The following is a 24,770-nucleotide window of genomic DNA, read 5'->3' on the forward strand; positions in this document are numbered from 1 at the left end:
AAATTTAATAGCCTTACTCCGAGTGAATATCGAAATAAGGCCATCAATGAAGCGTAGTTGAACAGATAAATATGGTATTTTTGTTCCAAGTCATATTATTTCTTTTTGTTTTTTAGCCTGTCTACTTGACAGGGAGCAGTTCAAAAAATGGATTTACTGCTTTTTTCTCATCCTAGAAATTAAAATTATCAGGATCAGGACCTGTACGTTCATTCTGATTCAAACTATCAATCAATTTCATCTCTGAATCTTTCAATTCAAAGTCAAAAATATTCGCATTTTCGATAATACGGTTTTGGTGGACTGATTTTGGAATCGTTACGATACCGTGTTGCAAATCCCAACGTAAGATGACTTGTGCAACGGATTTCTCATAAATTTTGGCGATGGAATTAATTACGCTATTATCAAGGACTTTACCACTTCCGAGCGGGCTCCACGCTTCCACGACGATATTTTTATCCGCACAATATTTGCGCAACGGTTCTTGAGATAGCAATGGATGCAACTCAATTTGATTCACCATCGGCGCTATTTTTGCTTCTTTTAATAATTCATCCAAATGATGCTCATGGAAATTACAAACACCAATCGCGCGAACTTTTTTATCCGCATATAATTTTTTCAAAAAGCACGCCATGTATCAACAAACTTGCCTTCTACCGGCCAATGAATTAAGTATAAATCAACATAATCTAAGCCTAATTTCTCCAAACTCGTGTCAAAAGCGGCTAATGTTGATTCGTAACCTTGATCCGCGTTCCATAACTTTGTCGTTACAAAAAGACTATCGCGCGCCACGCCAGATTCCTTAATCGCGCGTCCCACACCTTCTTCATTTTTGTAAGCAGCAGCTGTATCAATGCTCTTATATCCCGTTTCAATCGCCCATTTCACGGAATTCACTGCCTCTTCTCCATCATTCACACGCCACACGCCAAAACCAAACTGTGGCATCTCCACGCCATTTGCAAGTGTTACCGTATCATTAATGTTCATTTTACCAGCCTCCCGATTTCTATTTACCTCTCTACTATACACCCAATGCCCCCCAGAGATGCAAGCCTTAAGCCTCCTTATTCTGGACACAAAAAAAACCACCGCGGAAAAAGGGGGGAAACCGCGATGGTTAAAAAGGGAGTTTTGCCGGATGAACAACTACTAAAAAGGGGGGGAAAAGTAATTGCTATCCTCTTTACATTCTCTATAATACAGGCCTCACATGATAACCAATCGAGAATTAGATGAGAAATTCATGAAAAATAAATTCTGTCGCTTATAAATCTTTTTTCGCAAAAATACGTAAAGAACAGTATAACGATATCCCATAGGCTACAACAGAAATAATCAGAAAGTAACCTGCAAGCACCTCATTCGACATACCCATCAAATACTGAACTAGCCAATGTCCAAAATCAGACTGATACAAACCCACTAGTCCCACACCTAAAAGAACAACTAGAGCTGTATACATATAACTCAATCGCTGAAATCCAAGCCAATAGTAGCAAAGAAATACAATAGCAAAAAAGAAACATAACCCTGCTAAAACAAATCCTATCGAAATGAAATGCACACGTATCCCACTTCCACTTTCGATAAATAACCCGATAATTAGCGTACTTATAAAAACAAATACCATGGCAAAAATCATGAAAACCAGACTAGATATATATTTTGCAATAACTATCTTTGCACGAGAAACTGGCCAACTCGCCGTCAACTCACCACCACTTTTACCATCGTAACTAAGCGCTGCAAAAATGGGAGCCATCGAAATCATAGTCGCCCCTAAAGCATAAAGAGCCCAGGTTACAAATTCCTGACTCATCCATAAAGCCAACAGCGCCAGTGCAAAGACCAGATAATAAGCCGTCACTTTCGTCTGAACGCGAAAATCTTTCCTTATCAATGCGTACACTATAATCCCCCCTTATAAATCCGTGAACTCCAGCACTCTGATAGAAAGGCGCATCGATACTATATATAACACCATCATCAATCCAAGCAAAAGAGCTAGTATCACACCATATCCCCATCCTTCAAACCAAGTTATCGCCCTTTGAACAATAGGGAGGCTGGCTAGCATTGTCAATAAAGCATAAAAAATAATCAGTCCACTTAACACATATCGCATCAAATCATAACCAAGCCAGAAATAAATTGGGAAAAGAAGCATCGTTATGCCTAAAATTATCATCCATGCCGTTCCCGCGCTCACGAAAAAATCCTCCATCGGAATCAGCGTCCACATCACAATACTTGTTACCACATACAAAAATACGGTTGTAGCTAGCATGATAATCAACGTTCCAGTATAGCGCGCCATGACAACATCTTTTCTACTAACTGGCAAAGAAGTCACAAATAGTAACGTGTGATTATCCTCATCCCTACTGATTGATTTTGCTACGATACTTCCACCCGCAATCAATGCTCCTAGCGACAAGAAAATAAACGCTGGCATCCCAATACTCACTCCAAAAATAACTATAAATATTAGCACTACCGCTAGCCATAAAATCGAGCCACGCTGAATCATCACATCTTTCCAAATCAATTGCCACATCTACATTACCCCTTGCTGTCTCTTCTTCGTTGCTTGCACTGTATAATACATAATATCGTCCAAGGTCGGCTTCTCAAAAATAACTTCCTCACCAAAATAAAACCGAGCTTCCTCTGCTTTCCTAGACAATCCTAGGAATCCTAACACTCCAATTTCCACATCAACAAACAAACTTTTAGCCTCGTCATCCAATAGGTCTTGGTCACCCTTCACAATCACATATTGCTCCAATAAAGTGTCTTTCTCCTCGCTGAAAAAAAACACGCCCCTCATGAATATACGTAATAAAATCAGCTACCCGTTCTAAATCAGCCGTTACATGCGTGGAAAAAATCACAGATACCTCTTCCTTCATTACCACTGTCTGTAAAACGCTTAGTAGCTCGCGTCGCACGATTGGATCAAGTCCAGCAGTAGGCTCATCCATAATAATCAATTTCGCATGATGACTGAGAGCAATTGCAATACTGTATTTCATCTTCATTCCTTTAGAAAGCACCTTTATTTTCTTGTTGCTTGGGAGTTCAAACAGATTCATATAATTCTGATACTCTGCCTCATCCCAATTCCGATAAAAAGGAGCAATAATCCGCTTCATTTGCTCGCAGGTCAAATGCTCATAGAAATGGTTTTCATCAAAAACAAAACCAATATCTTGCTTGATCTCTTCCATCGCATCTTTCGTATTCTTCCCAAATATAACAACGTCCCCATTGTTCTTCTGTACTAAATCCATGATGATTTTTAATAGCGTACTTTTCCCCGCACCGTTCACCCCAATTAGCCCCATAATATAGCCTTTTGGTAAGTGGAAAGAGATATTTCGTAGCGAAAAATCCTTATAAACTTTCGAAACACGCTTCACTTCTACAATACTGTCCATAGTCTAGTCCCCCTCTGCCAAAAAATCCATCATATCACGAACTTCTTTATAGGTTAGTCCTAAATCATCCGCTAACTGCAACAGTTGAATTATCTTTTTCTCCAAGTCCTTTATCTTATGTTTCCGAATTAATGCCATGTTTTGATTGGAGACATATGTACCTTTCCCAGCGACAGTCTGAATAAAGCTATCATGTTCCAGCTCCTCATACGCGCGCTTCGTTGTAATAACACTAACCTGTAACTCCTTCGCCAATGCCCGAATGGAAGGCAATTGATAATCCCCAACAAGTTCACCATTGATAATCTGATTGCGAATCTGTGAAGCAATTTGCTCATAAATCGGCAATCTGGACGTATTCGTAATGATTATTTTCATACGCACCTCCGCATATATCTGTATATACAATATATGTACAGTATACACGAATACTTTATATATTACAAGTCTAAAAAAGGCATAAAAAAACCAAGCTGGCAGGGGAACCAACTTGGGAAAAAGGAGTTTAGATATCCTATTACTAAAAGGGGGGAAAAGTAATGGTTATCTTGTTTACATTTACTATATTACATCAGCAACCTAAGATTGAGAGGAAAATCACATGAGAATTCCATTAAACTTTACCAACTTACTCATGTGAACTACCGATATGAAAATTTTTCTTCGTTAGCAGTAAAATCGATAGTGTAAGCAATACAGCAATAAAAAGTAGTGAAATGAACAAATTGCCTACAAAATAAGCTTTCACATCCCCCGTCATAACCACATTAGTTGCATTCGCACTCAAATAGGCGGGATTAAAGATTTGCCCCCAACTGGAAGCTCCACTCACAAGCTCCAAAATAATCGCACCACCGGCCCCTATCATCGCGACAACCGCTGTACTCCGAAATACGATTCCAAGGATAAGTACTGCCGAGACTATAAATAACAACCATACAAAATAAATTCCAAATCCAGCAAAAATACTTGCCATCTGAATTCCACCGTACAATAAGTAAACATAATAATACGCCGCAAAATATCCTAACCCTAGCGAAATAAATACTAATAAGGCTTGAGAAAACCATTTTGCTAAAATATACTGCCATGCTTTTACAGGCCTTGTTAAAATAAAAGCCAGCATCCCATTATTTTTTTCAGAAATAATCGCGCCCATCAATGCCACAATCAAAATAATAATGCCAAGTTGATCAAACTGCGAAGATAGCGTTCCAGCCATGACCTGTTGCGCGTTCACAACACCCATTAAGTCCGCAATTGCAGCCCCTTGCTCACTACCATCGCCACCCATTGCCCCCATAATTTCAGGCAAATAATACATCATAAGCGGTTGCATCATTCCAAGAATCGCAAACACGACCGGCAACCAAATCCATTTCAAACTGCGCCACTGTTCCATCTGTTCTTTCAAAAAAAGCGTCATTACATTGTTCATTTGCCCACCATCCTTAAAAAGACGTCTTCAAGCGTCTCCTCATCCTGACTCACACTCGTCCAAGCCATTCCAGTCGCCGTTAGCACACGTAAAATAGCTTCACGCGCAGCATCAGCATCCTCCTGGTAATACAAATATAAAGCTCCTTGCTTCTGTTCCACGCGACTAATCACCGTCTCTATCGCAATCAAACGCTCGAATTCCGATGTCTCCACCTCACCCCTCAACACAAAAACAGGCGCGGCATTGGCTTGAACTAAACTCACAATCCGGTCATCCGCCACAATTTCACCCTCGCGAATAATGCAAACACGCTCACAGACTTCTTCCACATCCGCCAAAATATGCGTGGAAAACAACAGTGTCGTCTCCCCTTTTAAGGACTGAATCAACTGGATAATCTCACGGCGCCCAATCGGATCAAGCGCTGAAACAGGTTCATCCATAATCAACAACGCCGGTCGGTGCAAAATCGCCTGAGCAATCCCCAAGCGTTGCCTCATCCCACCTGAAAAAGTAGCAATTTTCTGTTTCGGAGTCGCTTCAAGCCCCACTTGTGCCAAAACCTCAGGAATCCGTTCCGCCAATGCCACCTTATCCATACCAGAAAGTTTTCCCATGAACTGCAAAGCATCCGTCGCCGTCATCCAACCATAAAAATTAGGATACTGCGGCAAAAAACCAATTTGCTGTTTCATTTTCGTATGCTCTCCACCACAAATCTGAATCATCCCACTATCTGGATTTATCATATCTACAATCATTTTCAATATCGTCGTTTTTCCAGCGCCATTTGGCCCGAGCAAAGCCACACATTCCCCAGCCACTAACTGAAAATCGACATCCTTCACAGCCTGATACGCATCAAACCGCTTCGATAAATTCGTAACCTCCAATATTTTCTCCATCATCGATAGTCCTTCCTGCCAAAAATAAAGTAGATAATCGGTCCAAATGTACTAACTAACAAAATAACAATCAACCAAATAACTGGATTTTGTCGAGTGCTCCAATGCCGTATCAAATCCACCAAGGCCGTCACCGACAATATCAAGTATAAAATAAAAAATGGTACTAGTAATGCTAACGTGTTTGACATCATGTTCATCCTTTCTAAATATAACTGTTATACAAATAATATAACAGATGCATTCAAAAGTCAACATGGAAAAAACCGAGCATACACATAACGTATACTACTCGGTTTCAAAAATTATTCTTTCAACGATGCCGCAATAAAATCGTGGAACAGACGTTGCGGACGTGTCGGGCGTGAAATAAATTCTGGGTGATATTGACATGCCACAAACCACGGGTGATCCGTAATCTCCACGACCTCAACAAGACGACCATCAGGACTCGTTGCTGATACTGTCATTCCCGCATTTTCTAACTGCTCGCGGTACTCATTGTTGAACTCATAACGGTGACGATGACGCTCTTCAACCAATGTCGCGCCATACGCTTCCGCTGTTCTTGTCCCTTCTTTAATTCGTGCCGGATAAAGGCCTAAACGCAATGTTCCACCCATATCTTCCACATGTTTTTGCTCTGGCAATAAATCAATAATCGCATGCGGTGTTTTCGGATTGATTTCCGCAGAATTCGCACCATCTAAGCCCATCACATTACGCGCATATTCAATTGTCGCCAGCTGCATTCCTAAACAAATACCGAAATACGGAACTTTATTTTCACGCGCATATTTAATTGCAGTGATTTTACCTTCTATACCACGATCCCCGAAACCACCAGGAACTAGGATACCATCTGCATGACCAATTTTTTCTTGGACATTATCAGGTGTAATTTCCTCTGAGTCAACCCAATCAATTTGTAGTTCAGCATCGTTCGCGTAACCTGCATGACGCAATGCTTCTGCTACAGAAAGGTACGCATCTGGTAGCGCAACATACTTACCAACTAATGCAATCCGAACTTTTTTTCGTCAAATTCTTGACTTTATGCACAAGCTCTTCCCACTCAGACATGTCAGCAACAGGTGCCTCCAACTGCAAGTGATCCAATACAATCTGATCCATTTTTTGCGCTTGTAAAGAAAGTGGCACATTGTATAACGTTTCCTCGTCACGCGCCTCGATTACTTCTGAAGCCCTAACATCACAAAATAGTGCAATTTTCTCTTTCATCTCTTGAGAAACCGGTTGCTCCGTACGAACAACAATAATGTTCGGCTGAATACCATAGCTACGAAGCTCCTTCACACTATGTTGCGTCGGCTTAGTTTTCATTTCACCAGCAGCCTTGATGTAAGGAATTAATGTCGTGTGAATGTAAAGCACGTTTTCAGCGCCAACATCACTCTTAATTTGGCGGATTGCTTCAATAAACGGTAAAGACTCAATATCCCCAACCGTTCCACCGATTTCTGTAATAATAATATCCGAATCCGTCATACGAGCAGCACGGAAAACACGATCTTTCAGTTCATTCGTAATATGCGGAATAACTTGCACAGTCCCGCCAAGATAATCACCGCGACGCTCCTTCTTAATAACCTCGGAATATACTTTCCCCGTCGTCACATTGCTGTACTTGTTCAAATTAATATCGATAAAACGCTCATAATGACCTAAATCCAAGTCCGTTTCCGCACCATCATCCGTTACAAAAACCTCTCCATGTTGATAAGGACTCATCGTCCCAGGGTCAACATTAATATAAGGATCAAATTTTTGAATCGTTACACTAAGTCCTCGGTTTTTAAGTAGTCTACCAAGTGATGCAGCCGTAATCCCTTTACCAATAGATGAAACGACGCCACCTGTCACAAAAATATACTTTGTCATTGTTCTAAAATCTACTCCTTTCGCCTTATCGAAATTTATTTCCGGGGTGGAGAACCCTTACTTGCAAAATTTCATTGCTAAAAAAGAAAATCGCCAATAGCTTTCATACCCTTGACATTTATCACACAAAAAGAAAACGCCCACTTACTCATCTTGCAAAGTAAGGGAGCGCAATATTTATATCCGTCCTTAATAAAAAGGAGCCCAAATAAAATATTACATAGATAGCGCAAATAAGTCAACCCTTTATTTCATGAAAGCGACCTCAAGCATTGCAACCAGAGGCTAAAAATATTTTCAAACCAATTCTCATTTCTTCAACATGAAGAACCTGCCTCTTAGTTCAGAAGCAGGTATCCATTTTTTACTTCTCGAACTCATCCTCAAATTCACTATCGTCTTCAACAATAGTTGTCAGGTCTCCTTCGATACCATCTGGTAAATGACCTTCTTCCGGATCATCGTCATCACTAACAAGACCATCTGTAAGAACAACTTCTTCTTCCCCAAGTTCCTCTACTACATCGTCCTCTTCGTAATCGATATCATCGTCAAGAATATCCTCATCAATTTCTTCGTCATCATCGTCATCGTCTGATTTACGTTTCTTCTTAGGTTTTGTCTGCGTTTGAACTTCTTCATCAATCGCATCAATTGGGTACCACGCACGTAGCCCCCAAGTATTATTACCAAGAGAAATAAAATTACCCTCAATATTCATATCCGTGTAAAATTGAACAAGCCTCTCTCTTACTTCACCTTCGCTTAAATCAAGAAACTTTGTAATCTCATCCACAATCGTTTGGAATGGCATTACTTCTCTTCTTTTTTCAAGAACATAGTGCGCCACTTCAATCAAAGATAACTCTTTACGTTCTTCATTTGTCAATTGGCTCAAATCCAAAGCTGGCACGCCCCTTCTATAATAAAAAATAATTTCCTAAACTGCATTTTTCTGACTCTATCTATTCTACATGTAAATGACGCTGAACACAATAAAATTATAACATACTCTGCAATAATCCCCATATCAAGTCCATATTCATAACTTCGTCAGCACACAATAACCAATGTAAAACAGCAAAATCGCGAGCAATAGTATTGGGATAGAGCCTAATTGCATGCTATATAAGATTGCCGTCGCAATGACAAGCAACAGAAAGATAATACACATGAAAATGATATAGCGCATAATTAGCAAAACCCCGATCTAAAATTTCTCTAGTACTCGTCTTATCAAAAAAAATCTCTAGTTACATTTTCTCTGGCGCAGAAACGCCAAGTAGTGTAAGTCCGTTACGCAACGTGATTTGAGCGGCTTTAATCAATGCAAGCCTTGCTTCTGAAACTCCTTTATTCTCCAAATCTAACACCTTATTAGAATTGTAAAAACGATGGAATGCAACTGCTAAATCATTCAAATATCGAACAATCCGGTGCGGAATCCTTTTTTCTGCGGCCTCTGCTACGACATCTGGAAACTCGCCTAATACTTTCAACAAGTTGTAATCTACCTCAGAATTTAATAATGCAACATTCGCATCTTTACCCAAAGCAAAACCTTGCTCCACACCTGAGCGTAAAATACTTGAAATCCGAGCATGCGCGTATTGCACATAATAAACCGGATTTTCTGTGGATGTTGATTTCGCAAGCCCCATATCAAAGTTCATATGTGTATCTGAACTACGCATCGCAAAGAAATAACGGGTCGCATCCAGTCCAACTTCCTCAATCAAATCACGCATTGTCACAGACTTACCAGTACGTTTACTCATCTTCACTTGCTTCCCATCCTCGTAAAGATGAACCAACTGAATAATCTCCACCTCAAGATGATCTGGGCTGTATCCCAAACTCTCAATCGCAGCACGCATCCTCGGAATATAACCATGATGATCTGCTCCCCACACATCAATCAGAACATCAAATCCACGCTCTAACTTATCTAAGTGATACGCAATATCCGGCAAGAAATACGTATAACTACCATCAGACTTAATAAGCACCCGATCTTTATCATCACCAAATTCCGTTGTCCGAAGCCAAGTAGCACCTTCTTCTTCAAAAATATAGCCATTATCACGCAGTTTCGCTAGCGCAGGCATAATTTTATCATTCTCATACAGTGTCGTTTCCGAGAACCAACTATCAAAATGAACACGGAACTCAGCCAAATCCTCTCGTAATTTCGCTGTTTCAAAAGCTAGAGCTTCTTTACGGAATAACTCACGCCTCATATCTACATCTTCATTGACATACTTATCTCCGTACTTTTCAGCCAATTGCTTTCCTAAGTTAATAATATCCGCTCCACGATAACCATCCTCTGGGAACTCTGCGTCAATATTTAACGCCTCAAAATAACGAGCTTCCGTCGACAAAATCAAATTATTAATCTGATTCCCAGCATCATTGATATAGTATTCACTTGATACACTGTAACCAGCCATCGTCAAAATATTCCCCAACGAATCACCAATCGCCGCACCGCGTGCATGCCCTAAATGTAAATCCCCTGTTGGATTCGCCGAAACAAACTCAATCTGAAATTTCTTACCCTTACCAGTATCACTTGCACCGTAAGTATCATCAGCATCCATAATGACAGGTATTAACGCCGTCAAATAAGCATTATCTAAGTAAAAATTAATAAATCCTGGTCCAGCAATCTCGATTTTATTGATTAACGCATGACTTTCTCCGATTGCCTCTACAACCGTCTCTGCAATAGCTCGCGGTGCTTTCTTAGCTACACGCGCCAGTTGCATAGCGATATTGGTAGAGTAATCTCCATGTTGTTTATCCTTGGGAACTTCCAGCAAAATAGATGGCACTTCCGCTTGCTCAATGCCCAATCCTTGTACCACTGCCTCATTAATAATTGCAATCAAATCTTGTTGACTTTTTTGACTCACATTCATTCTTTATCCTCCTCTAAAATCATCGAGACATCAAAAATTCCAATGTTCACACCTCTGTCTAGCAATTCATACTGAAAATCTATCTTCCCAGAAAAAAGATTCTCCTGCACGTAAACTTCTTCTATATTCAAAAGCTCCGATTCCATCATCAGTTTACCGACGCCATAGTCTACGCTGACTGTACTACGCTTGCGCTCTCTGAAAAAATGCATACGCATATTCACGGCACCACTACGCATCAACAAAACTTCTTGGTCCGTTATTTTTTAAAAACAGTTCTAATAGTCCCAGCTTCTTGCTCTTCTTCATAATGAAGATAACGACTTCCCGTGGTATGATCCAAATAAAACACACCAGACAGCGTCAACTCCGTACGTTCTTCTTCCATTTCCTGCTTAGAAATCGTCTTTAAACGCAACTGTACCGGCGTCTTCTCCTTATTACTCACGCTTTAAAGTCCCCCCATATAATTTCGAATGCACTACATTATAGTTAAAAATAGGCTAAAATGCAACCTCAAATTTGAAAAACAAAGTAATAGAAACTCGCCATCTCCCCATAAATCCACGGAATGAGCGTATTAAAAATCGGTGATATCGTATACCTCGAAAGCGGCGTAATAACTAGGATTAAAAAGAATAATAACGCATAATTCTCATAGGCTTGCACTTTCAATCGCCATTTCAAAGGTAAAAACTCCGACAAAATTTGATAGCCATCCAATGGTGGTAACGGCAATAAATTAAAAATAAATAAGATCAAGTTCAGTGACACGAACAAATTGAAAAAATGCAAGATAACCTGTGAATAACCCACATCCATTTGTGAAAATAAAAAATAAAGTCCCAATCCAATAAAAGCAAGCAATAAATTACTAACCGGGCCTGCCAAACTCACTAGCACACTTCCAACTCGTCGATGCTTCATTTTATACGTGTTAACAGGTGTCGGTTTCGCCCAACCAAATCCAGCTATGATAACGAAAATAAAACCAATCGGATCAATATGTTTCAACGGATTAAACGTAATGCGCCCCTCATTCTTCGCAGTATCATCGCCAAATAACAAAGCGACCCAAGCATGCGCCAACTCATGTATCGTGAAAGCAATCAAGAGCGTCACGATAACATAGGGCAAATCTTGCAACGAATAGGCTAAAAAATTCTCCATGAATAATCTCCTTCTGTATTGTAGTACTTTAATTATGTTATAATACACTCATTAAATCAATACTTAGGAGTGAATTTTATGCCGTTCGTAACAATAAAATTTCTAGAAGGCAGAACAGATGATCAGAAAAAAGCGGTCGTAGCAGATGTAACAGAAGCTGTTTCGAAAAATCTAGGTGCACCAAAAGAAAACATCCACGTCATCCTAGAAGAAATGAAAAAAGCGGATTATGGCGTAGCTGGCGTTCGAAAATCGGATATCTAAGCACCAAACGATTGTCCACTAAAAGCGTTGTATCACGAGCTACTTCTCTAGCACGTTATGATACAGCGTTTTTTTCTACTTCATCGCTTATATTCTTTCAAAGAATGCGCATGTATCAAGCTTACGATTTCCTCCGAAATGGCAGCATTGATACGTCCACTTTCTATAAAATCAAGCGGATAATAAAGTTTAATATCCACACGCCGTTTACCAGCAATAGCCTCCACTATAGAGGATTCCGTCGATAACTCATGTAATTCTCCGTTTGGCATTAATAATTGAATAGGCGACCTCCCAGCGACGTCTCCCGGCTCATATAAGTCATATGGTAAATCCGATGTCGAATCAATCACCAAATAGTATTCTGGATCAATATCCGCCTGCTCTAGTAAACCCTTTAACTTCAAATAAAGTTCCGCATCCACTTTCGGATCATAATTAATATACTGTAACAATCTTCTATTCAAAAAACGACTACATAAATCACTCAAAATAGCGTCCTCTTCATGTTGCCATATCGAAAAAAAAATACATTAATACCGTATCGTCAAGTGTAATATACTCCTCTAATGAAACATCACGATTCAAAAATGGCAACAATTGAACCGGCGTCTGAGCAAAGTGATAGTCTCTTTCATGTAAATTTCGCGCCCGTTCTAATATCTTCCACAAAAGAACCTCCGCACTCCTACTCACCGGATGAAAATATACCTGTTGATACATCTGATAACGGCTCACAATATAATCCTCCACCGCATGCATTCCTGAAGCTTTAATAATTACTCCATTTCCATCCGGACTTGGCCGCATCACACGCATAATTCGCTCCATATCAAAATTCCCATAACTAACCCCGGTATAATAAGCATCGCGCAACAAATAATCCATCCGATCCGCATCAATTTGACTCGAAATCAACTTAACTAGCGTCTGGTTCTGATATGTTTTATTGATAACTGCTGCCACCTTCTCCGGAAAATGCGTTCCCGCTCGCTCTAAAACGGTTCGAACCTCCGTATTTCCCGTTATAATTGCCATCGTATAGTGTTCATGATCCGTACTGAAAACCTTCTCAAAAGCATGTGAAAACGGGCCATGCCCTAGATCATGTAATAAGGCCGCACACAAAGCTACCAAGCGTTCTTCATTATCCCACTGTATTTCGTTGGCAAACGTACCTTCTACAATATGCCTCGTTATTTCATACACACCTAATGAATGATTAAACCGACTGTGCTCAGCCCCATGAAAAGTGAGCGAAGTAGTACCTAACTGATGAATTCGGCGCAATCGCTGAAATTCTTTTGTCGCTATCAAATCCCAAATAATTTGATCAGAAACATGCACATATCGATGTACAGGATCTTTAAATACTTTCACTTCAGGTAAACGTGTCTTTAAATATGTCACATGTCATCTTTCCTCTCTAAACTAATTCATAGATTTGCTAAAACCTTCTCATTCCTCAATATAAGGCGCTCGTAATAAGCTGTGTACCAATCCAATTCTTCACCCATCAATCGACTGGACTCCAAACGCCCCGCAAAATGATACAACGCATTGAGCAATTTAACCATTACATCGTTCACCTCAAGTGGCTCTTCAAAAAGCTCTGACAACGTAGTCATAACAGCTGGATCAACGTCTGGATACGTGTACTTCTCTTGCTTGTCTTTCCCACTAATACGATAAAATTCACGAATCAGCTCTGCTCGTTTCTGTTGATCTCCATTGACGGCTAAATATATTTGGACCGCAACCCCCTTCGCCATCCGACGCTGAGATATGCCTGCAAATTTCTTACCATCAATACTTAAATCATAGCTCCCCGGACAATACGAGCCCACTATTTCACGTGCCTCCATCTTATAAGCAAAGGTCGGAAACATATGTTTAATAAGCGCAAACATCGTCTCATAACCTCGATCAATTGCAATCCCTCGTTCCACATCTGGAAAGACCAATGAAAGATTGAGCACGCCAGAATCGAGTACCACTGCCAAACCACCAGAATTCCGCACAACAGCTCGATATCCTTGCTCTCTAAAATAGGCAATGCCTGCTTTTAAATCAGGCAACTTTGTATCTTGAATCCCCATCGAAATTGTGTCATGATGCACCCAAGCTCTCGTTGTAGGTGGTGATATCTCACTCCCAACCGAGCGACAAAGCGTATCATCCGTCGCAAATGATTGTAAGGCATCAAAAGCAACTTGCACCGTCGTCTGATCGATAAATCGCCAATTTCCCTGCTTTAATAAATCAAGTCCTTCTTTCATCTCATTGACTCCATTTCCAGTAATCTTTGTTGTTATTATAGCACACTCCAAGGCGATTTGGAGGGCATTTCTCAATTTCGTATTTTAAATGAAATTAGATGTTTTTAACCCTTGATTCGATTATTTTACGCGTCTCTTTTTACTTGTCAGAATTATTTTTGCAATCCATGCGACAGCCGCTAATTTTCCTAGCCGATTCCAGTTCTTTTTATTCACGTTAATCGCCTCCTCACTAACTAGTTTAAGTTGTTTTATCCGAATGCACAAACATGCACGCTTATCGTTGTAACTTTAAACAACAAAAAACCTGAACACAGGGCTCAGGCAAAATTTAAAACCTAGGGAGTTTTAAATGAGTATATGATTTAAAGCGGTTTTACCATTCGTAACGATCGTGCTTACTTGTGTTACGACGGTTGCAGTTACGTGGGTTGCCCCAAATGCGATATAACAGATACACGACAAGTGCTAAACCTAGAAGTGGGAATAGGAAATGCATCGTGATACCGATGACTTTGAATAGGATATTAAGTCCAATAATAGCTAGAATAACAGTGAATAAGTATTTGAAAAAAATTGTTCATTTTAATAACCTCCAAATTTTTTATATCAACTTTTAACGTTAGCATAATTAAAATCTATGTGAAATCGCTTAAGTACCACGATTAGTTTTTAACGTCTAGAATTTGAGCTGTTGATGGCTCGGCTGGAATGATGGTATGTAGTTTTATCGTTTTTGCTGGTACGATAATTGGCTGTGTCTGTGTTCCAACTAGCATCATAATAAGTAATGCTGACATTAGACCGAAAATCCCTTTTTTTCACGTCTTTCACGCCCTTTTGTTTGGTTGATAGGTTTATTATAGCTGTATTTATTTTTTTTAAGCGATAGGCTATGGGCTGAAAATCGGTACGCCCCAAGTCGGATTTGTTGGGAGCCTTTGAAATGGAATGAATCAGGCTCCCAACATGCATGAGAGCGAAGCGAGCAGGTATTCCTTCGAGTAGTCCACCTCTAAAAACCATCTTTACTTTGGTACCCCAGCCCATTTAATGCTATGATAAATAACATATGAAACACTTGGAGGGAACAGAATGCTAGAACAAAAACAACCGCGGATCTGGACAATTATTTGGGTTTTTGGTGTTTATTTATTACTATCACTGATATTTCAGATTGCTAGTATTGTTTGGGATGTATTTGCTGGGAATGATGCCTTGGATATGGCAGTCACGTGGCATAGCGAACTTCTTAGCTTAGCCGCCATGCTAATTACACTTTTGCTAGCGAGATGGCAACGCATTCGATTTTTCAGTCGTGCACGGATTAGTTGGAAAGGATTGTTTTTTGCAGCTGTTGTTATGCTTGTCGCGATTGGAATTAGTTCTGTTGTGGATTCTCTTGGTCAGAGTTTTTCTTCCTATACAAATACGCAGAATGAGATTTTATTAGAAGATGTTTATTTGCACGCTTCTTGGTTACTTAGCTTCTTATCGATTGTTATTATTGCGCCATTTGTAGAAGAAGTTATTTTCCGGGGATTCCTAATGCAGCAACTTTTCCGAAATCGGTTATGGCTGGGCTGGATTGTTAGTAGTTTGCTTTTCTGCGTGGCACATGTTCCGACAGATTGGGTTAGTTTTCTGCTTTATTTGATTCCGGGCATTGCGCTTGGTGGGATTTTATACAAAACGAAGCGGCTCGAGCTCACCATTTTTGCCCATTTTTTGAATAACTTTATTGCTTTCATTTGGACATGAAAAAAAGCAGCGATTCCTTGATTCGGATCGCTGCTTCTTCTATTTAAATAACGAGTGTGATAACGCGGTCGCCTGGTTTTACTTCTTCTTCATCGACAACCATGACGTCTAAATATTGATTCGTGTTTGTTACGATAATTGGTGTGGTGATATCGTAGCCTTCACTTCTGATACCTTCGATGTCGAATTCTGTCAATAATTGACCTGCTGTAATTTTATCGCCTTGTTTTGCGTGGACGGTGAAGTATTTTCCTTCTAGTTGAACGGTGTCCATTCCGATATGCATCAGGATTTCAGCGCCTGAATCGGTTGTGATTCCTACTGCGTGACCTGTTGGGAATACCATCGTTACTGTTCCGTTTGCAGGTGAGTATAGTTTGCCTTCTGTTGGTACAATTCCCAAGCCTTTGCCGAGCGCGCCGGATGAGAATGCTTCGTCTTTTACATTTACAAGCGGAATAAGTTCACCTGCAAGTGGAGATACTAAAACTTCTTGTTCGATTAGTGTTTCGCTTTGTGTCACAACTGGTGTTACGGATGCTGCTGTTTCTACTGGATCTTTGAAGCCAAATACGAGTGTTAAGACAAGACCTAGAACGAAGCTGACTATCATCGCTACGATAACCATCCAGAATGCGGTTCCAATTGATGATCCCGGTTCGATGAAGTTTGGAAGTCCAAAGATTCCAAGCCCACCCATGATATAACCTTGAGCACCAGCATAGCCAATAATTCCGCCGCCGACAGCTCCACCGATACAACTCATGATAAATGGTTTTTTAAGTGGTAGCGTAATTCCGTAAATCGCGGGCTCTGTTACACCGAAGATTCCGGAGATGAACGCTGGATAACCCAATGTTTTGATTTTTTGATTTTTCGTTTTCAAGATAACGGCTAGAACAGCACCGATTTGTGCAAAAGAGGCACCGAATGTCATGGCTAAAATTGGATCTGCGCCCAGTGTTGTCAAGTTGTTGATTGCAACTGGAATGAGACCCCAGTGAAGTCCAAAGATAACGAATACTTGCCAGAAACCACCGAGTAATAGACCCGCAATGACTGGACTTAAATTGTAAACCCATAATGTTCCGTGACCTAATAAATCGCCTGCCCATACTGCGATTGGACCGATAACGATGAATGTAATTGGAACAACGATTAATAATGTAAAGAATGGCACTAAGAATGTTTTTACTACATCTGGAATGATTTTTTTAAGTCCTTTTTCAACTTTTGCTGCGAAAAATGTTGCCAAAATAATTGGAATAACAGATGATGCATAACTCATTAAAATAACTGGTATCCCAAGGAATGTAATATGAATTGGTGATTCAAAAAGTGTGCCTGCGAATAGTGTGTACGCCGGTTTTCCTGCGGTTAATCCCGCCAGTGCTGGATAGACGAGCGCGCCACCGATGGCCATCCCGACGAATATGTTTCCACCAAATTTCTTAATAGCTGTATAACCTAGGAATATTGGGAAGAAGTAGAATAGTGCATCCCCAATAGCGTAGAGGATTTGGTATGTTCCCGATGTTTGTGTGATCCAGCCAAATGCTAGGAACATCGATGCAAAACCTTTGATCATACCAGTTGCGGCTAATACGCCGAGAATTGGTGTGAAGACTCCTGAAATCATGTCGATGAATCTATTAAAAAGATTGCCTCCGCTTTCGTTTGCTGATCCTTCTGCGCCTTCAGCAGAGATGCCGCCGACTGCTAGTACTGCTGCGTATACGTCTGGTACGTGGTTTCCGATAACGACTTGGTATTGGCCGCCGCTTCGAAGCACGGAGATAACGCCGTCCATTTTTTCTAGCTCTTCTGTTTTCGCAATACTCTCATCTTTCAGTTTAAAACGCAATCGCGTGATACAATGGAATACACTATTGATGTTGTCTGTTCCGCCGACTTTTTCGAGAATATCTTTAGCGAGTTGTTCATATTTCATAATATAAACCTTCCTTCTTACCTTATTTTTGCACAAAGAAAAACCCAAACCGTTTCATGGGAGAATACATGTGTATCCCACGAATCAGCTTAGGTAATGCCCGTAGATTGGTAACAATCCTTTGCGATGTCTATAATATATCATAGGTTGAAAACGATTACAAGTGGTTTTTTTAAAATTTTTTTTATTTTTTTATTTTTAGCTTTAAAATTTGTGCGTTTATTTAACTTGATAGAGAATTGTGGAATTATTTGTATAGTTTCCTTTTGATTCTGATATTTGAACTTTAATTTGATTCCCGCGAACGAGTTTGATTGGAATGCTAAAATTTCTAGTACTGCCTTTGATTAGTTTTTGTTCAGGAGTTATTGGTTTGCCTGCTAGATTTGTGATTCTGATATATTTCGTTTTTGTTTCATCAGCGTTCCAAATGATACTTCCTCTTAGCGCTTTATTGGAGTAAGTAACGGATTTTAGTGTTGTTCCAATATAATTTCTAGCGGTTTGAAGGAGTTTGCCATTGTTTTTGTTGTTATTTAGAAATAGGAGTTGCAAGGCGTCTTTTTTACTGGTGGAGGAACCGTCAACAACGTTTCCTAGGTTTGTACTACGAATATTGTTGTTAAAAACGCTGAGTAGTGCGGTTGGGTAGTAGGCTGTGCGATTATTTTCTGTTACTGGGACTTCGCGGATGTTGATGAGCGATCGGTAATAATTGTTGATTTTACCGATGATTCGGAAGTTGTTGGATTGGATTGTGATACCGTTTAGAAGCGCTGCATCACTTATTCCTGCAAAAATTCGAACGGGATAATCAATGTTTCTTGATGTGAAGTTATTACCAGTGAGGACGATGCCTTTTGGTCTGGTTAAGGTATTGCTTTTGCGCATATTGGTTGTGAAAAAGGCGAACGTGTCTGGGCTGTCGATGTTGATGGTGTTGCCTTGGTATAAGGCGTATTGGGTGCCGCTTGCTCTGAGGGCGGTATATCTCGTATAGTTTGGAACCGCTTTGAGATGCCATTTTTTTTGCGATTAGTGGATTATTTGGATTGACCTTATTTGCTCCCGTAGATAGGTTGATTTGGTTGTTTTTAACGGTGATATACTGATTTGCTGGGCCGTAGCTGTCGATTGCGGCATCTTGCATGCTGTCTAGTGTCTCGCCGCTTTTTTTTGACTGCGTCGTAGTGATAACTGCCGTAGCGTTGCATCCAATCGATGACTTGATTGTTGGAAATATTGATACTGCTGTTTCCGTAATACATCACAATACCAGTTCTGCCAAGGTTTTTTAGACGATTATTTGTGAGCGTGATGTTGTCTGAATAAGTTAGCGAAATACCGCTTTGTAAACCTGAATTTAAGAGTTGGCTATTTTGAATCGTGATATTTTTCGCTTTGGCGATGTTGATGATGCTCGTACCGACATTATTTGCATTGAATATCATATTGAAAATTTTGATGTTTGTCTTTAGTGCTCTCTTGGTGCTTGCTTTGTAACCAGCTGTGGTCTCTTCTTTTGTCGTCATACCTATATTCAGAAGGTTATCTTGATAAAAATTAGTAGGATTGGTTAGGTAATTGAATTTTGATATTGTAGGATTATATTGTAGCGTAAAGTTTTGTAGGGTTATATCTGTGGCAGATTCTTGACTTGTTTGTGTTGAATCTGTAGTCATTGGGGCATTATTCATGGTTAGTGTTGTCGCTGTGGGGTTGGAATTTGGGCCGGTTAAAACGATATGTGATTTCAAAATAATTTTCCCGTTTATATAAAATAAGCCTGTTGGTAATGTTACTTGTTTTGCTTTTGTTGCAGAGGCTTGGTTAATTACGGCTTGCAATATCTTGCCGTTTTGCGTTGCGATTTCTGGTGTTGTGCCTTTTATTAATGGTACAATGTCAGCCTTGGCTATTTGGGGTATAAGAAAAAATAGGAGTAGGCTAAAAATAATGCCTGTGATATACGTGATGGTTTTCGTCATTTGAACCACCGCTTTCTTTAAATGTGTCGAAATTGTGACTTTTTCTTAATATACCGCAAAAAAATACATTTCAAACGCACAAATTTTGCGTTTGAAATGTATTTTTTTACTTATTCTCTTTTGACATCCATTTATAATTCTCAGAACCGATTGGATATGCGATGTAATCTTGTAGTGCTGCTTTTTGGAGATAAGCGCGTCCGCCTTGGTATAGTGGCACTAATGTTGCGTTATCTTTGAGCAAAATTTGTTCGGCTTTTAGAAGGGCATCCCAGCGTTTTTCTGGATCGTTGGATAGTGATCCTTTTGCGCCTAGTATTAATTTGTCATATTCTGTGTTAGAAAAGCCGGTGTGATTTCCTGGGCTATCTGTTAGAAAGAGGTTGAGGTATGTTAGTGGATCTGAGTAGTCTCCGCCCCATCCGCCGAGTAGCATTTCATAGTCTTGGCTAATATCGGCTACAAAGCTTGCTTTTTGTGTGACTGTTTTGATGTTGACGGTCAATCCTGGTAGATTTTTTTGGAGTTGATCTTGCATGAACTCTGTTTGTTGTTTTTGTAGGGATGAATCGCCGGCTGTTAAGGCAATTGTTAGGTTTGATTTGCCGATTTCTTTTAGCCCTGATTCCCAGTATTTCTTAGCTTCTGTTGGATTGTAGCTTAAGAGATCGCCGTTTTGTTCGCGGAAATCTTCTTTTGTTTTGGGGTCGAACATGATTTTAGCTGGTACATTTCCGTTTAGTACGGCTGAGCCATTGGCAAGTAAACGGTCTACCATGGATTGTTTATCGATTGCCATGGCTAAGGCGCGGCGAATATTGACGTTTGCTAGGTCGGTTTTCTGCCCGTCCTTGCCTTGGTTCATCTTGAGGTAGACGGAGCGTCCTGTGAAGGTTTTGTTGAAATCGGGATCGTCTTTGTATTTGGAAACGAATTCACCGTCAAGTTCGATGCGATCTAGTTTATCAGTTGTGTATAGGTTCAACGCCTGATTCGTGTCTTTTACAACTTGAACGTGGATTTTATTCGCTTTCACGTTCTTTTTGTCCCAGTATTTATTATTTTTAACGTAATCCCATGTCTTTTTCGTGCCATCCCAGTTTTCTAGTTTGAATGGGCCGTTGGAAATTAAGTTTTCGCTAGATAGAGCGTAGCGGTCACCTTGGCTCTCGATGTACGCTTGATTTTGTGGGAAGAATGTGCCGGTTGTGAGCAAGTCTTTGAAAATTGGTACTGGATTTTCGAGCTCGACTTGTAGCGTTTTATCGTCTAGCGCCTTGACGCCGAGCTGATCTGGGTCCATGTCACCTTTTAAAATTTGCGTCGCGTTCTTCACGATTTCTTCCATCTGCGGGCCATATGCAGCGGCTGATTTCGGATCGACGACTTTTTTCCATGCGTATTCAAAATCGGCAGCGGTTACTGGTGTTCCATTCGACCACTCGGCGTCTTCCTGAATTTTGAAAATCAGCGTTTTACCGCCGTCCTTTTCTTCTGGTTCTGCGGCAGCCATAGCGAGTGCTGGCTTGCCCTCTTTATCTAAACGGTATAATCCTTCATATACTTGATTAATTGCTTTAAAACTGACGCTATTGTCCGCGGTCGTTGGATTCACGCCGGGTATTTCGCCTGTTTCCATGATGTTAATCGTGCTGGTTTCTTGTTTCTCCGTATCTTTTACTGCATCTTTTGACTGACAAGCGGCAAGTAATACAAGTCCTAATAGCATTAGGATGCCTAACATCTTTTTGCGCAAAATCATGTCCCCCTTTTCATTTTGGCCTAAAAAAAGACCAAAGATATGTCTCCTTTTCAAGACATCTCTTTGGCTTTATTAAACCATAATCTGTATTCATTGTAAACTGGAACTGTACTATTTTTTATTTAAGTAGACGCCGGACCCGACAATGATAACAGTCATGGATAATAGCGCTGCAAGCATGATAATAGAGGGATCGTTGAACATGAAGATACCGAGAAGTAAGAATGTGAATCCGACCACAGACAACGTTATAACAGTTATTTTTCTTAAGCTATTTCGGGATCTTGCGTCTATCTTTTTAAAGCCGATGAGTGTGAGCCATAAGAATATTTTTTTGGAATTTGAAAGGTACATCGCCGTCAGGACTAGGAGCGCTCCAACGAGTAGTAGGCTGTAGCGGCCTGTTGGGATTTCGTATCCTAGGCTAAACAGGATAATCGTCACCTGAATGATGGCGAGTAGGATTAGTAATGCGTAGAACATGTACTCAAATTCCAAGCGATTATCTGGTTTTACTTTCTCTTTCCCGTAGTATTCTGTGCCGGTAAACATCACCATAAGGAAAGGAATTAAAATTAAGCCAAGCCATTTTTGGACGAACATATCGGGTGAAAAATCCGTTCCAAAATGTACCGCTACCTCGCTTGGGAGTAAGGGATACGTTGCTAAGGTTAAAACTAGTGTCGAAAAAATAACCATGCTTGGAAACATTCCAATTCTTTTCATTCGTCTCGCCTCTTTCCTACAATTAAATTTGGCGATACGTGGCTAATTCAGCTCGGTCCTTGGCTATCCTGACGTTTTTTAGAGTTCCTAGATACGCTGCTGTGTCGTGATAACCGCGCTCTGACAAAGCACGCGTCGCAGGCAAATATACAACCACCGCGAAACCTGCTCGTGAAAGCTGTTCCACCGTCGTTTTTACACAAAAATCAAAAGCTAATCCTCCAACAATAACAAGATCCACTTCTCGTTCTCGCAGAAATTCGATCACGCCGGTCGACAAGTTCTCGCGAATATCGTGATAACAGGCGCCGTATGGATGCAAATCAGGCTCCATTCCTTTCCAAACAAAAAGATCGTATTCGGATGGATGCGGCATGTCGTCTAGTAGTTCAAAGCCTGGCGTACCTGGAACGCAGTGTTTCACCCAAGTCAGGTCAGCGTCTGGAAAATCGAGTGGCGCCAACATTTCTTCGGGGTCTGTGACGGTCCAAACGGCTTGTTCGGGGTGCGCGTCTTTACTGCCAATGCGAATGCTGCCCATTGTCGCCATAAATTGCAGTTCTGGCACGATAAGATGACCTCCTGGAATGGGAAGTTCTTCTGGGCAAAGTGGTGTGAAACCTTTTTGTACGTCGACATCAAAAGTTGCTATTTTCATGATTCATTACTCCTTTTTGCGATACGTCATCTGTGTAAACTGGCCAAATTTTACGACTTCTTCGAGATGTAGAAGCTCTCTTGCGCCTTTTTCAAAGAGTGGTGTGCCGTCTCCGAGAATAATCGGGGCCACCGTGATGATAAAGCGGTCGATTTGATTTTCTTCGAGGAATTTTTTCACTAATTGGGCGCCACCGACAAGCCAGATGCTCTTGCCTTCTGTTGTTTCGAGCCAATTTTTAACGGAACCATTTACAAACGCGGCGTATTCGTCTTTTGTACCCGCTTTTTCATTGGAAAAAACATAAACGTGCTTCTTGCTGTATGGAAAGGTGTCGGTGAGCGTGAATAATTGTTTGTAGGTGGTGTGACCCATTACGACGGTATCGATTTCATCTAGAAACGTTGTGTAGCCGTTATCGCCTTTGCCTTCAATCTCTTCTAACCAGCCTACACTGCCGGATTCGTCCGCTATATATCCATCTAAACTCATGGCTATGAATAGGTCAATTTGTTTTTCTGTCATCCTAATCAAATCCTTTCACTACTAGTTTTCCGATTGATTTCCCTGATTCTAGAATTCGGTGTGCTTCTTTTATTGTGGTTGCATTTATTGGTGTTAGCATCTGATTTAAGGTTGATTTTAGAGCACCTTTTTCAAATAATTGCGCGGATTTCGTCAAAATATCGTGTTGGCGTACTTTGTCGGGTGTATTATATTTGGAACGGGTAAACATGAATTCGTAGCTCACCGTCACGCTTTTATCTTTGATGAGGCTCATGGATACTGGGTTTTGGAGCTCTACGATGGAGCAAATATGACCTTGTGGAAAAATGATTTCTTGCATCGCGTCCCAATAAGCATCCGTGTTATGTAGGCATAAGATGTAGTCTACACCGTCAAAACCGAGTGCTTTTAACTGTGGAGAAAGTGGTTCGCGATGGTTGATGACATGCGTCGCACCTTGCTGTTTGGACCAAGTGATAGTCTCCTCTCGTGAGGCCGTCGTGATGACTTCCAAACCCGCCCAAACGGCGAGCTGCGTTGCGATGGAACCGACGCCACCTGAACCGTTAATGATAAGGAGTGATTTCCCAGCGTCGGCGTCAGTTGATACGGATCCGGTCGAACAAGGCTTCCCACGCGGTAATCAGCGTGAGTGGCATGGCGGCGGCTTCTTCGATGGATAAATTGGCTGGTTTCGCGCCAACTAGATGTTCATCGACAAGCTGGAAATCGGCGTAACTTCCTGGCCGCGTCACGTCTCCCGCGTAGTAAACGGCATCGCCAACTTGGAATAACTCCACGGCATCGCCGATTTCTGTCACAATTCCGACTGCGTCCCAACCGAGAATTCGGGGGTTTTCTTCCACGGTATCTTTTGGTGCCCGTAGTTTTGTATCGACAGGATTGACTGATATGGCTTGAATTTGGACGAGTAGATCGTGTCCGCTAGCTTGTGGCGTTTCGATTGTGAGATCTAAGAAACTTTCTTCGGCTTCGATTGGTAAATATTTGTATAGTCCTACTATTTTCATTTTTCAACACCTCGCCTTTTATTATTCCCCGTCTCCTTGAAAATAATGC

At 40.7% G+C, this 24,770-nt stretch carries 22 protein-coding genes and 6 pseudogenes; 2 read left to right on the forward strand and 26 right to left on the reverse strand.

Going from position 1 to position 24,770, the window contains the following annotated elements; genetic code table 11:
• Positions 1-172: 172 nt before the first annotated feature.
• The 14 genes and pseudogenes from PCORN_RS10025 to PCORN_RS10085 all read right to left on the reverse strand — a co-directional run bounded on the left by PCORN_RS10025 (position 173) and on the right by PCORN_RS10085 (position 11,794).
• A pseudogene (locus PCORN_RS10025) lies at positions 173-999 on the reverse strand (aldo/keto reductase).
• 277 nt (positions 1,000-1,276) lie between these two features.
• The gene (locus PCORN_RS10030; RefSeq protein WP_036079985.1) at positions 1,277-1,921 is read right to left on the reverse strand and encodes an ABC-2 transporter permease; all 645 of its coding nucleotides are present in this window, start codon (positions 1,919-1,921) and stop codon (positions 1,277-1,279) included.
• Between the two features lie 12 nt (positions 1,922-1,933).
• Positions 1,934-2,569, reverse strand: coding sequence for an ABC-2 transporter permease (locus PCORN_RS10035; protein ID WP_036079987.1), 636 nt, complete (start codon positions 2,567-2,569; stop codon positions 1,934-1,936).
• Positions 2,570-3,443: pseudogene (locus tag PCORN_RS10040) on the reverse strand (ABC transporter ATP-binding protein).
• 12 nt (positions 3,444-3,455) lie between these two features.
• Positions 3,456-3,830, reverse strand: coding sequence for a GntR family transcriptional regulator (locus PCORN_RS10045; protein ID WP_036079990.1), 375 nt, complete (start codon positions 3,828-3,830; stop codon positions 3,456-3,458).
• Between the two features lie 250 nt (positions 3,831-4,080).
• Positions 4,081-4,890, reverse strand: a complete 810-nt coding sequence (locus tag PCORN_RS10050) for an ABC transporter permease (protein ID WP_036079993.1) — start codon at positions 4,888-4,890, stop codon at positions 4,081-4,083.
• A complete protein-coding gene (locus tag PCORN_RS10055; protein ID WP_149024312.1) occupies positions 4,887-5,801 on the reverse strand; it encodes an ABC transporter ATP-binding protein in 915 nt (304 codons plus the stop codon). The genes PCORN_RS10050 and PCORN_RS10055 overlap by 4 nt, the downstream gene beginning before the upstream one ends.
• Positions 5,798-5,992: a PLD nuclease N-terminal domain-containing protein gene (locus tag PCORN_RS10060; protein WP_241433155.1), complete on the reverse strand. Its 195-nt coding sequence runs from the start codon at positions 5,990-5,992 to the stop codon at positions 5,798-5,800. The genes PCORN_RS10055 and PCORN_RS10060 overlap by 4 nt, the downstream gene beginning before the upstream one ends.
• Before the next feature lie 111 nt (positions 5,993-6,103).
• A pseudogene (locus tag PCORN_RS10065) lies at positions 6,104-7,700 on the reverse strand (CTP synthase).
• A gap of 364 nt (positions 7,701-8,064) precedes the next feature.
• Positions 8,065-8,604 carry a DNA-directed RNA polymerase subunit delta gene (gene rpoE, locus PCORN_RS10070; protein ID WP_036080000.1) on the reverse strand — a complete coding sequence of 180 codons (540 nt, stop codon included), beginning with the start codon at positions 8,602-8,604 and terminating at the stop codon, positions 8,065-8,067.
• Between the two features lie 138 nt (positions 8,605-8,742).
• Complete coding sequence (locus tag PCORN_RS19620; RefSeq protein WP_167330522.1) at positions 8,743-8,892, reverse strand: hypothetical protein; 150 nt, start codon at positions 8,890-8,892, stop codon at positions 8,743-8,745.
• A gap of 61 nt (positions 8,893-8,953) precedes the next feature.
• Positions 8,954-10,624: an arginine--tRNA ligase gene (argS, locus tag PCORN_RS10075; protein ID WP_036080003.1), complete on the reverse strand. Its 1,671-nt coding sequence runs from the start codon at positions 10,622-10,624 to the stop codon at positions 8,954-8,956.
• A pseudogene (locus PCORN_RS21305) lies at positions 10,621-11,012 on the reverse strand (YwiB family protein). The gene argS and the pseudogene PCORN_RS21305 overlap by 4 nt, the downstream one beginning before the upstream one ends.
• 128 nt (positions 11,013-11,140) lie before the next feature.
• Positions 11,141-11,794: a site-2 protease family protein gene (locus tag PCORN_RS10085; RefSeq protein ID WP_036080006.1), complete on the reverse strand. Its 654-nt coding sequence runs from the start codon at positions 11,792-11,794 to the stop codon at positions 11,141-11,143.
• A 78-nt stretch (positions 11,795-11,872) separates the two neighbouring features.
• Here PCORN_RS10085 and PCORN_RS10090 point away from each other — a divergent pair, with 78 nt between their 5' ends.
• On the forward strand, positions 11,873-12,058 hold the full coding sequence (locus PCORN_RS10090; protein WP_036080009.1) for a 2-hydroxymuconate tautomerase: 186 nt from the start codon (positions 11,873-11,875) through the stop codon (positions 12,056-12,058).
• An 80-nt stretch (positions 12,059-12,138) separates the two neighbouring features.
• Here PCORN_RS10090 and PCORN_RS10095 read toward each other — a convergent pair.
• The 4 genes and pseudogenes from PCORN_RS10095 to PCORN_RS20850 all read right to left on the reverse strand — a co-directional run bounded on the left by PCORN_RS10095 (position 12,139) and on the right by PCORN_RS20850 (position 15,137).
• Positions 12,139-13,468 (reverse strand): annotated as a pseudogene (locus PCORN_RS10095) (HD domain-containing protein).
• A 26-nt stretch (positions 13,469-13,494) separates the two neighbouring features.
• A complete protein-coding gene (gene lipL / locus PCORN_RS10100) occupies positions 13,495-14,337 on the reverse strand; it encodes a lipoyl-[GcvH]:protein N-lipoyltransferase (RefSeq protein WP_036080012.1) in 843 nt (280 codons plus the stop codon).
• 376 nt (positions 14,338-14,713) lie between these two features.
• On the reverse strand, positions 14,714-14,914 hold the full coding sequence (locus tag PCORN_RS21090) for a hypothetical protein (RefSeq protein ID WP_077913864.1): 201 nt from the start codon (positions 14,912-14,914) through the stop codon (positions 14,714-14,716).
• Between the two features lie 88 nt (positions 14,915-15,002).
• On the reverse strand, positions 15,003-15,137 hold the full coding sequence (locus PCORN_RS20850) for a hypothetical protein (protein WP_277620191.1): 135 nt from the start codon (positions 15,135-15,137) through the stop codon (positions 15,003-15,005).
• A gap of 295 nt (positions 15,138-15,432) precedes the next feature.
• Here PCORN_RS20850 and PCORN_RS17370 point away from each other — a divergent pair, with 295 nt between their 5' ends.
• Positions 15,433-16,098, forward strand: a complete 666-nt coding sequence (locus PCORN_RS17370; protein ID WP_051999386.1) for a CPBP family intramembrane glutamic endopeptidase — start codon at positions 15,433-15,435, stop codon at positions 16,096-16,098.
• Between the two features lie 43 nt (positions 16,099-16,141).
• Here PCORN_RS17370 and PCORN_RS10115 read toward each other — a convergent pair whose 3' ends face one another.
• The 8 genes and pseudogenes from PCORN_RS10115 to PCORN_RS10150 all read right to left on the reverse strand — a co-directional run bounded on the left by PCORN_RS10115 (position 16,142) and on the right by PCORN_RS10150 (position 24,721).
• Positions 16,142-18,049, reverse strand: a complete 1,908-nt coding sequence (locus PCORN_RS10115; RefSeq protein WP_036080017.1) for a beta-glucoside-specific PTS transporter subunit IIABC — start codon at positions 18,047-18,049, stop codon at positions 16,142-16,144.
• 219 nt (positions 18,050-18,268) lie between these two features.
• Positions 18,269-18,940, reverse strand: a complete 672-nt coding sequence (locus tag PCORN_RS10120; protein ID WP_036080019.1) for a hypothetical protein — start codon at positions 18,938-18,940, stop codon at positions 18,269-18,271.
• A gap of 203 nt (positions 18,941-19,143) precedes the next feature.
• Positions 19,144-20,037, reverse strand: a complete 894-nt coding sequence (locus tag PCORN_RS10125) for a glycosyl hydrolase family 28-related protein (RefSeq protein WP_036080022.1) — start codon at positions 20,035-20,037, stop codon at positions 19,144-19,146.
• A 106-nt stretch (positions 20,038-20,143) separates the two neighbouring features.
• A complete protein-coding gene (locus tag PCORN_RS10130) occupies positions 20,144-21,799 on the reverse strand; it encodes a peptide ABC transporter substrate-binding protein (protein WP_036080024.1) in 1,656 nt (551 codons plus the stop codon).
• 111 nt (positions 21,800-21,910) lie between these two features.
• Positions 21,911-22,525, reverse strand: coding sequence for a DUF1648 domain-containing protein (locus PCORN_RS10135; RefSeq protein ID WP_036080027.1), 615 nt, complete (start codon positions 22,523-22,525; stop codon positions 21,911-21,913).
• A gap of 22 nt (positions 22,526-22,547) precedes the next feature.
• On the reverse strand, positions 22,548-23,183 hold the full coding sequence (locus tag PCORN_RS10140; protein WP_036080030.1) for an isochorismatase family protein: 636 nt from the start codon (positions 23,181-23,183) through the stop codon (positions 22,548-22,550).
• 6 nt (positions 23,184-23,189) lie between these two features.
• Positions 23,190-23,708, reverse strand: a complete 519-nt coding sequence (locus tag PCORN_RS10145; RefSeq protein ID WP_036080034.1) for a dihydrofolate reductase family protein — start codon at positions 23,706-23,708, stop codon at positions 23,190-23,192.
• 1 nt (position 23,709) lies between these two features.
• Positions 23,710-24,721 (reverse strand): annotated as a pseudogene (locus tag PCORN_RS10150) (zinc-binding alcohol dehydrogenase family protein).
• Positions 24,722-24,770: the final 49 nt, after the last annotated feature.

It is taken from the genome of Listeria cornellensis FSL F6-0969 (assembly GCF_000525855.1).
GTDB classification, from domain to species: domain Bacteria; phylum Bacillota; class Bacilli; order Lactobacillales; family Listeriaceae; genus Listeria_A; species Listeria_A cornellensis.

Excerpts from the sequence above, each read along its gene's own strand:
- PCORN_RS10035 (WP_036079987.1), bottom strand. The coding sequence starts at position 2,569 with ATGTGGCAATTGATTTGGAAAGATGTGATGATTCAGCGTGGCTCGATT.
- PCORN_RS10045 (WP_036079990.1), bottom strand. The coding sequence starts at position 3,830 with ATGAAAATAATCATTACGAATACGTCCAGATTGCCGATTTATGAGCAA.
- PCORN_RS10050 (WP_036079993.1), bottom strand. The coding sequence starts at position 4,890 with ATGAACAATGTAATGACGCTTTTTTTGAAAGAACAGATGGAACAGTGG.
- PCORN_RS10055 (WP_149024312.1), bottom strand. The coding sequence starts at position 5,801 with ATGATGGAGAAAATATTGGAGGTTACGAATTTATCGAAGCGGTTTGAT.
- PCORN_RS10060 (WP_241433155.1), bottom strand. The coding sequence starts at position 5,992 with ATGATGTCAAACACGTTAGCATTACTAGTACCATTTTTTATTTTATAC.
- PCORN_RS19620 (WP_167330522.1), bottom strand. The coding sequence starts at position 8,892 with ATGCGCTATATCATTTTCATGTGTATTATCTTTCTGTTGCTTGTCATT.
- argS (WP_036080003.1), bottom strand. The coding sequence starts at position 10,624 with ATGAATGTGAGTCAAAAAAGTCAACAAGATTTGATTGCAATTATTAAT.
- PCORN_RS10085 (WP_036080006.1), bottom strand. The coding sequence starts at position 11,794 with ATGGAGAATTTTTTAGCCTATTCGTTGCAAGATTTGCCCTATGTTATC.
- PCORN_RS10090 (WP_036080009.1), top strand. The coding sequence starts at position 11,873 with ATGCCGTTCGTAACAATAAAATTTCTAGAAGGCAGAACAGATGATCAG.
- lipL (WP_036080012.1), bottom strand. The coding sequence starts at position 14,337 with ATGAAAGAAGGACTTGATTTATTAAAGCAGGGAAATTGGCGATTTATC.
- PCORN_RS20850 (WP_277620191.1), bottom strand. The coding sequence starts at position 15,137 with ATGTCAGCATTACTTATTATGATGCTAGTTGGAACACAGACACAGCCA.
- PCORN_RS17370 (WP_051999386.1), top strand. The coding sequence starts at position 15,433 with ATGCTAGAACAAAAACAACCGCGGATCTGGACAATTATTTGGGTTTTT.
- PCORN_RS10115 (WP_036080017.1), bottom strand. The coding sequence starts at position 18,049 with ATGAAATATGAACAACTCGCTAAAGATATTCTCGAAAAAGTCGGCGGA.
- PCORN_RS10120 (WP_036080019.1), bottom strand. The coding sequence starts at position 18,940 with ATGCGCAAAAGCAATACCTTAACCAGACCAAAAGGCATCGTCCTCACT.
- PCORN_RS10125 (WP_036080022.1), bottom strand. The coding sequence starts at position 20,037 with ATGACGAAAACCATCACGTATATCACAGGCATTATTTTTAGCCTACTC.
- PCORN_RS10130 (WP_036080024.1), bottom strand. The coding sequence starts at position 21,799 with ATGATTTTGCGCAAAAAGATGTTAGGCATCCTAATGCTATTAGGACTT.
- PCORN_RS10135 (WP_036080027.1), bottom strand. The coding sequence starts at position 22,525 with ATGAAAAGAATTGGAATGTTTCCAAGCATGGTTATTTTTTCGACACTA.
- PCORN_RS10140 (WP_036080030.1), bottom strand. The coding sequence starts at position 23,183 with ATGAAAATAGCAACTTTTGATGTCGACGTACAAAAAGGTTTCACACCA.
- PCORN_RS10145 (WP_036080034.1), bottom strand. The coding sequence starts at position 23,708 with ATGACAGAAAAACAAATTGACCTATTCATAGCCATGAGTTTAGATGGA.